6 protein-coding genes, 1 other RNA gene and 1 pseudogene are annotated in these 6,466 nt (G+C 62.9%); 6 read left to right on the forward strand and 2 right to left on the reverse strand.

Annotated features, from left to right (window positions below; genetic code table 11):
• Positions 1-1,041 (reverse strand): hydantoinase/oxoprolinase N-terminal domain-containing protein (locus EN914_RS19520; RefSeq protein ID WP_164778804.1); only part of this gene is annotated, 1,041 nt, incomplete at its 3' end.
• Positions 1,042-1,235: 194 nt separating this feature from the next.
• Between EN914_RS19520 and EN914_RS19525 the strand changes: the two genes are divergently transcribed.
• The 5 genes from EN914_RS19525 (at position 1,236) to rnpB (ending at position 4,543) form a co-directional block, all read left to right on the forward strand.
• Positions 1,236-1,496 (forward strand): hypothetical protein, encoded by a 261-nt coding sequence (locus EN914_RS19525; RefSeq protein ID WP_013530943.1) that lies wholly within the window; start codon positions 1,236-1,238, stop codon positions 1,494-1,496.
• Between the two features lie 174 nt (positions 1,497-1,670).
• The gene (locus EN914_RS19530) at positions 1,671-2,390 is read left to right on the forward strand and encodes a DnaJ family molecular chaperone (RefSeq protein ID WP_024501475.1); all 720 of its coding nucleotides are present in this window, start codon (positions 1,671-1,673) and stop codon (positions 2,388-2,390) included.
• Entirely contained in the window at positions 2,387-3,142 is a 756-nt protein-coding gene (locus tag EN914_RS19535; RefSeq protein ID WP_024501474.1) for an N-acetylmuramoyl-L-alanine amidase, read from the forward strand. The genes EN914_RS19530 and EN914_RS19535 overlap by 4 nt, the downstream gene beginning before the upstream one ends.
• A 209-nt stretch (positions 3,143-3,351) precedes the next feature.
• The gene (locus EN914_RS19540) at positions 3,352-4,083 is read left to right on the forward strand and encodes a lytic transglycosylase domain-containing protein (protein ID WP_013530946.1); all 732 of its coding nucleotides are present in this window, start codon (positions 3,352-3,354) and stop codon (positions 4,081-4,083) included.
• Positions 4,084-4,133: 50 nt separating this feature from the next.
• Positions 4,134-4,543, forward strand: an RNA gene (rnpB, locus tag EN914_RS19545) — RNase P RNA component class A.
• An 87-nt stretch (positions 4,544-4,630) separates the two neighbouring features.
• Here rnpB and EN914_RS19550 read toward each other — a convergent pair.
• Positions 4,631-5,758: a cystathionine gamma-lyase gene (locus EN914_RS19550; protein ID WP_024501473.1), complete on the reverse strand. Its 1,128-nt coding sequence runs from the start codon at positions 5,756-5,758 to the stop codon at positions 4,631-4,633.
• A 410-nt stretch (positions 5,759-6,168) separates the two neighbouring features.
• Between EN914_RS19550 and EN914_RS19555 the strand changes: the two are divergent.
• Positions 6,169-6,466 (forward strand): annotated as a pseudogene (locus EN914_RS19555) (transcriptional regulator MraZ); the annotation flags it as partial.

The raw sequence follows: 6,466 nt of genomic DNA on the forward strand, positions 1-6,466 counted from the left end.
GCCGGCCTCGTAATGCAGGATCGAGCCGCCGCCGGCGGCGACGGTATGGATGCGCATCATCGGCGCGCGGATGCGCACGCCGGCGACCTCGGTGTCGAAGGCGCGCTCATATTCGCCGTCATAGTGAGCGACGTCGGTCGAGGTGCCGCCCATGTCGAAACCGATGACCTTGTCGAAGCCGGCGAGCCTGGCCGTCTCGACCATGCCGACGACACCGCCGGCTGGTCCTGACAGCAGTGCGTCCTTGCCCTGGAACATGTCGGCGGCGGTGAGACCGCCCGACGACATCATGAACATCAGGCGGGGGGATTGATCGCTCTCCCCCACAAGGGGGGAGCTTGGCGCCGCACCCAACTCTCCCGCCACCCTTTGCACATAGCGCGACAGGATCGGCGACAAATAGGCGTCGACCACCGCGGTGTCGCCGCGGCCGACCAGCTTGATCAGCGGCGAGACCTCATGGCTGACCGAGACCTGGCTGAAACCGAGTTTGCGGCAGACTTTCGCCACGGCCTTCTCGTGGTCGGGGTATTTCCAGGCGTGCATGAAGACGATGGCGACCGCATCGATGCCATCGGCCCTGGCCTGTTCGATCGCCGGCCGGCAGGCGGCGATATCGAGCAATTGTTCGACGCAGCCATCGGCGCGCACACGCTCGTTGATTTCGATGACGCGCTCGTAGAGCTGTTCGGGAAGGATGATCTCCTTGGCGAAGATGTCCGGGCGCGCCTGGTAGGCGATCTTCAGCGCATCGCGGAAGCCCTTGGTGATGAGCAAAAGCACGCGGTCGCCCTTGCGCTCCAGCAGCGCATTTGTGGCGACCGTGGTGCCCATCTTGAGGTCGCCGATCAGGCCGCTCGGGATCGTGTCGCCGGCCGACAAGCCAAGAAGGTCGCGAATGCCCTGGATGGCGGCATCGTTATAGGCTTCGGGATTTTCGGAGAGAAGCTTGCGCGGGTGCAGCCCGCCTTCCGGATCTCGGCCGATGATATCGGTGAATGTGCCGCCGCGGTCGATCCAGAAATCCCATTTTTCGGTCATGACAGCCCCTGGCGCTCTTCTGTTCGATCGGTGTTTCGGCACATGCTGTTAGTTCGCTACGGCCTGAGCGGCAATCGCAAATGAACCAGACGATGTTACATGCGGAAACGCAACGTTACGAAACTCATGGCCGGCTGACGCATTTGTCCTTCGACCGCTCACGGCAACGTGAGCGTGTGTTGAAGGAGAGACAAATGAAAAAGCTCATTCTCGCGTCCGTTTCCGGTTTGGCTTTGCTTGGCGTCGCCGCCTGCAGTGACAGCGGTACGGACAACACCACCACCCAGAGCACCAACCCGCCGGCCGCCGAGGAACCGATGAAGCCGGCCACCCCGGAAGCCACGCCGCCGGCCGCGACGCCTCCGGCAACGGATAATTCGACCACGAAGAGCATCACACCCGAGAAGCCCGCCGAGCCGGCTCCGGCAACACCAGCTCCTGCGCCCGCGCAGTAGTGAGCAAGCAGTACTTCTTGTGATGAATGAGGAAGGCCGGCTCGCGCCGGCCTTTCTCATGTCGTCCGAGCGCCGTGGGCCAATCCCTCTCGCGCGCCGGATCGATTTGTCGCGCAAAGCCTGCGGCACTGTCCCGGCTTGATAGGAGGAAGCGGTGGCTCTAAGAAGCAGGCCATGTCGATTTGGGATCGCCTCGGCGAGTTCGTCACCCGCGTTTCATCCTCAACCTCGTCGGGTGTCGCCGACGTTGTCGAGGCTGTGCGCACGGTTTTCTCCGGCGATGCGGATTTGCGCCGGCGTGTCGCCTTTTCGGTGGCGATGATCGCGCTGTCGGCCAAGATGGCCAAGGCCGATGGCATCGTCACCCAGGACGAGGTGCGCGCCTTCCAGGAGATATTCGAAGTGCCGCCGAAGGAGACGCGCAATGTGGCGCGGCTGTTCGATCTCGCCCAGCGCGACGTGGCCGGTTTCGAAACCTATGCCGAGCGGATGGCCCAGATGTGCGGTTCGGGGCATTCCAACTGCGTGATGCTTGAAGACATACTCGACGGTCTGTTCCACATCGCCAAGGCCGACGGGCTGGTGCACGAGCGCGAAGGCCATTTCCTGCACCGCATCGCCGAGATTTTCCGCATCGACGAAGCGCATTACGAAGCCATCATGGCCCGGCACGTCAATCTCGGCGCCGGGGATCCCTATGTCGTGCTGGGCATCGAGCGCGGCAAGCCGTTCGAAGAGGTCAGGAAACGCTATCGCAAGCTGGTTTCCGACAATCATCCGGATCGGCTGATCGCGCGCGGCCTGCCTCAGGAATTCATCAAGATCGCGACCACCAGGGTGGCGGCGATCAATGCCGCCTACGAGATGATTGAGCGGGGCCTGCGCCACGCATGAGCGGCTTTCTGCCCGACGAGCCACGTGCCGAAGTCAGGGTATCGCCGAATTTCGGCCCGCGGCGCGAGACACCCAGGCCTGACATGATCGTGCTGCACTACACCGGCATGGCGACCGGCGCCGGGGCCGAGGCCTGGCTTTGCGATCCGGCCAGCGAGGTCTCGTCGCATTATCTGGTCCACGAGAATGGCCATATCGTGCAGATGGTCAGGGAAAGCGACCGCGCCTGGCATGCCGGCAAGAGTTCGTGGTTCGGACGCGCCGACATCAATTCCTGTTCCGTCGGCATCGAGATCGTCAATCCCGGGCATTCGCTGGGCTATCCCGGTTTTCCCCGGCGGCAGATCGATGCCGTGATCGGGCTGTGCCGGGGGATCGCCGGTCGGCATTCGATCGCCGCCGAGCGGGTACTCGCGCATTCCGATGTTGCGCCGGGGCGCAAAATCGATCCCGGCGAGAAGTTTCCGTGGCGGACGCTATTCGAGGCCGGTGTCGGCCATCTCGTTACGGCCGCGCCCGTCAGGCGAGGCGCCACTCTGACAACCGGCGACACCGGCGGCGATGTCGAAGCGTTGCAGTCGATGCTGGCGCTCTACGGCTATGGCGTTGAAATATCCGGCGTTTTCGACCGGCAGACGGAGGCGGTGGTCGAAGCCTTCCAACGGCATTTCCGGCCGCGCAAGGTGGACGGCGTTGCCGACGGCTCGACGCTGCGGACGCTGCAAAGTCTGCTTGCTTCCGTGAAGCGCTAATCCCCGGGAGACCTCTCCCAAGCAATTCTTTCCAATCCTTAAGTTACAGGCTGTCACTCAAAGTGACTTGCCTGGCCTTGTTTGACACCAATTCGGGCGTCAAACGGCTGACGTGTAGATGTCGGACCCCAAGCCCCCCGGGTTGTTCCGACGTTGGTTAGGCGTTGCTGCGTGAACATCTTCGCGCGGTTCAGACAGAACAGGATCACATGCAGAAATTTACCGTTTTAACGGCAGCTCTTGCTGCCGGCGTAATGACTTTTGCCTTCAGTGCGGCGCATGCAGCGTCATTCAGCCCGCGGGCCGATCAAGGGTTTCCCGTGGTATCCGCAAAAAGCGGCAAGGCAGGCCACGACGCCAAGGCGACAAAGCAGGCATCCGCCAAAGCGGAGACGAAGCGGGCTTCCGCCAAAGCGGAAAAGGCAAGCTGGTCCAAACCGAAGAAGTCCATTGCCAAAAGGCAGACGAAGCGCGGCCGCAAGACCGTCGACATGACGAGAACGGCATCGATCGGCCTCAGGAACGCGGCGGAGTCGACGGCCGCGGTGGCGAGCAGCGGCCAGTATTCCGCAATCGTTGCCCGCTATGCGGCGATCGAAGGCGTGCCCGTGTCGCTCGCCTCGGCGGTCATCAAGATCGAGAGCAACTACCGGCCCAACATCGTCGGCAGCGCCGGCGAGATCGGCCTGATGCAGATCAAGCCGGCCACGGCTCGGATGATGGGCTATAGCGGCTCCGCCAAGGGCCTGTTCGATCCCGACACCAACATCAAATACGGCATGAAATACCTTGCCATGGCACGGAGCCTCGGTGGCGGCACGACCTGCGGCACCATTCTGAAATACAATGCCGGGCACGCCGCAACGCGGATGAACCCCGTGTCGGCAGCCTATTGCGGCAAGGTCAAGGTGCAGATGGCTGCGCTTGGATCGCCCGCATAAGTCAGCTTTTTCGTTTGCGTTTTCGGGCGTGAACCCCTTTATACGCTCTGCCAGCTGGCTGGGCGGCCGCACCCGCAAACGCCGAAAGGTCGTGGGTGAGGAAAGTCCGGGCTCCAGGGAAACACGGTGCCGGTTAATGGCCGGCGGGGGCGACCCCAGGGAAAGTGCCACAGAAAGCAAACCGCCACGATCCGGCTTGCCGGATTCGGGGCAAGGGTGAAAGGGTGGGGTAAGAGCCCACCGCGCGACTGGCAACAGGAGCGGCACGGTAAACCCCACCGGGAGCAAGACCGAATAGGGACGGTGCGAGGGGAAACCCTCGAGGGCTGTTTCCGGCTCACCGTCCGGGTAGGTTGCGTGAGGCGCATGGCAACATGCGCCCAAGATGAATGGCCGCCACGTTCTCGCCTCGCAAGGGACGAGGGCCATACAGAACCCGGCTTACAGGCCAGCTGGCAATTTCTCTCCCCCGATATCAAGAGAAATCTCTTGAGATCAGCAGGCTGCGCCCTCGGGCGCGCCTGTTGATTCAAGCCTGTCCGGCCGTTCATCCGAGCCGGGAGCCGCTGATCCCGTCCAGCGACGTCTCGATCGCTTTCCAGAGCTCTTCCACCGGCTCGCAGCCGACCGAGAGGCGGACGAAACCGGCGGAGACCGCATCGCCTCGCTTCAGGCGCCGCTCGGCGGAGGTGTGGACGCCGCCGAAGGATGTCGCGGCCTGCATCAGGTCGCAATTGTTGATGAAGTCCTCGGCTTTGTCTTCCGAGGCGAGTTCGAAAGAGATGAGAAAGCCGAAGCGCTCCATCTGGGCGCGGGCTAGGTTGTGCGACGGGTCGCCTTCCAGCCCGGGATAACGCAGGCCACTGATTGCCTTGTGGCCCTGCAGCCGCCGCGCGATGACTTCCGCCGAGGAACACATGCGATCGAAGCGCACATCCAGTGTCTCCAGGCCGCGGTGCACCAGCCAAGCTTCGAACGGACCGGGAATGCTGCCGGAAACTTCGCGCCAGCCGGTCACGGCGGCGATGATATCGGCATTGCGACTGGCGACATGGCCGAACAGCACGTCGGAATGGCCATTGGGTGCCTTGGTGTCGGCGGCAACGACGATATCGGCGCCGTGGTCGAGCGGTCGTTGGCCGAAAGGGGTCATGGTCGTGTTGTCGACCACAAGAATCGCGCCGGTTTTGTGGACAGCATCGGCAACGGCGGCGATATCGCAGATATCCAGCCCCGGATTGGCAGGGGTTTCGACAAATGCCAGCCGATAGCCATCGAAGCCGCCATCAAGGAAGGTCGAAGTCGGCCTGACATCATAGGTGATGCCGAGCGGCTTGAGGAAGCGCTCGGCCAGCGCTCGTGTCGTGTGATAGCCGTCCGATGGCAGCAGGATACGGTCGCCGGCCTTGAGCACGGCAAAAAACGCCGCCGAGATTGCCGCCATTCCGGAAGGGAACGCGACGCAGGGCGCGTCCTCCAGATGGGCCAGCATATGCTCGACCGCGTCCCAGGTCGGGTTGCTGAATCGCCCGTACTGGTTGAAGCCGGTGGCGTCGCCGGGCGCATGAAAGATGGCGGCCATGGTCAGCGGCAGGGGAATGGAATCGCCCATGGCAAGCCCGCTGCGACGCAGGTGAGGAAGCGCTGCAGCGCGTGACTTTGCTGTTTCAGACATCAAATTTCAGACCCTGTTGGTGACCGGCTGGATGTGGCGAGACGCTATGCCCGGCAGCGGCTCGCGGCAAGGCGCGTCCGGTTGGGCCAGGCGGCTCTAAACGCTTCGTTAGGCTTAATAGACCATAAAGACGAGACGTGTCGTCACGGCTGCTCTCTTTGGTCGGGGCGCGCGTGTTTGTGAAGCCTATTCCCGTTGACGCCCATAGTGCCCCATGATATCCCATCCAGACATCAAAGCCTTCGTTCCGTGTCAGGGTAAAGCGTACGCCAATCGGGCAGCCGCGGCGGCTGCGCGTTTGCTGGTTTTTGCCTGTGCGGACGACGCTGATACGGGGCAGGGAACGCGCTGCGGCGGCGCGTGCGACAAGATGCAGAGGGGTGCGGCGGCGCAAGCGGCTGTAGCGTTTAATGGACCGGTTTCTGTCAAACACGGTGAGCAGGATCGATGCGAAGGGGCGGGTGTCCGTTCCCGCGCATTTCCGTGCCGTCGTGCAGAAGCGCGGCTATTCGGAACTCTATGCGCTGCGCTGCCTGGACCTGCCGGCGATGGATGTCGGCGGGCTCGACCTGCTCGACCGCTACGAGCAGCGCATAGCGCTCGAGGATCCCTTCCTGCAGACGGCGGACGATATGTCATTCTTTTGCCATGGCGACGGAACCTTCTTGAAACTCGACCAGGACGGCCGCATCACGATGAGCGATTTCC

It is taken from the genome of Mesorhizobium sp. M7A.F.Ca.CA.001.08.2.1 (genome assembly GCF_003998455.1).
Taxonomy (GTDB): domain Bacteria; phylum Pseudomonadota; class Alphaproteobacteria; order Rhizobiales; family Rhizobiaceae; genus Mesorhizobium; species Mesorhizobium ciceri.

What these genes read in the sequence shown, in the direction of transcription:
- EN914_RS19525 (WP_013530943.1), top strand. Translation starts at nt 1,236, where the DNA reads ATGAAAAAGCTCATTCTCGCGTCCGTTTCCGGTTTGGCTTTGCTTGGC.
- EN914_RS19530 (WP_024501475.1), top strand. Translation starts at nt 1,671, where the DNA reads ATGTCGATTTGGGATCGCCTCGGCGAGTTCGTCACCCGCGTTTCATCC.
- EN914_RS19535 (WP_024501474.1), top strand. Translation starts at nt 2,387, where the DNA reads ATGAGCGGCTTTCTGCCCGACGAGCCACGTGCCGAAGTCAGGGTATCG.
- EN914_RS19540 (WP_013530946.1), top strand. Translation starts at nt 3,352, where the DNA reads ATGCAGAAATTTACCGTTTTAACGGCAGCTCTTGCTGCCGGCGTAATG.
- EN914_RS19550 (WP_024501473.1), bottom strand. Translation starts at nt 5,758, where the DNA reads ATGTCTGAAACAGCAAAGTCACGCGCTGCAGCGCTTCCTCACCTGCGT.